Source organism: Aeromonas sp. L_1B5_3, assembly GCF_963866575.1.
GTDB classification, from domain to species: domain Bacteria; phylum Pseudomonadota; class Gammaproteobacteria; order Enterobacterales; family Aeromonadaceae; genus Aeromonas; species Aeromonas jandaei.
This window is the reverse complement of sequence record NZ_CAWMDN010000072.1, coordinates 1-363: the sequence shown is the minus strand read 5'-3', so window position 1 is coordinate 363 and position 363 is coordinate 1. Positions and strand designations below refer to the sequence as shown.

1 pseudogene is annotated in these 363 nt (G+C 58.4%); it reads left to right on the top strand.

Annotated features, from left to right (window positions below):
- Nucleotides 1-179: 179 nt before the first annotated feature.
- A pseudogene (locus tag AACR93_RS04575) lies at nt 180-363 on the top strand (DNA repair protein RadC); the annotation flags it as partial.

Here is a 363-nt window from a genome sequence, read left to right as displayed (position 1 = left end):
TCAACGTACTGGTCCCCGGACCGCTGATGCCGGTGAAGCGCGCCCCTACAGCCGGAACAGGAGCAGAAGCCGCCACCAAGGCCAACTGAACACCCCTCACAGTGAACCAACAACCGCTCTACCTTTAACCCTGACATGCTTTATGTGTGCCGGGGTTTTGTTTATTTGGAGAACCCCACATGCGTTACCACAAACTCAAAGCCGGGGAATGCCCCGGCACCTATGTCGTCACCGAACCCGTGACCGAGCAAGACCTGTTGCGTATCGCCAATCAGATTGCTCGCAAGCGTCTAGCCAAAGGTACTGCCATCACCAGTACCACAGAGGCCGCTGAGCGGCTGCAGACCCTGCTGCAGGACCGGG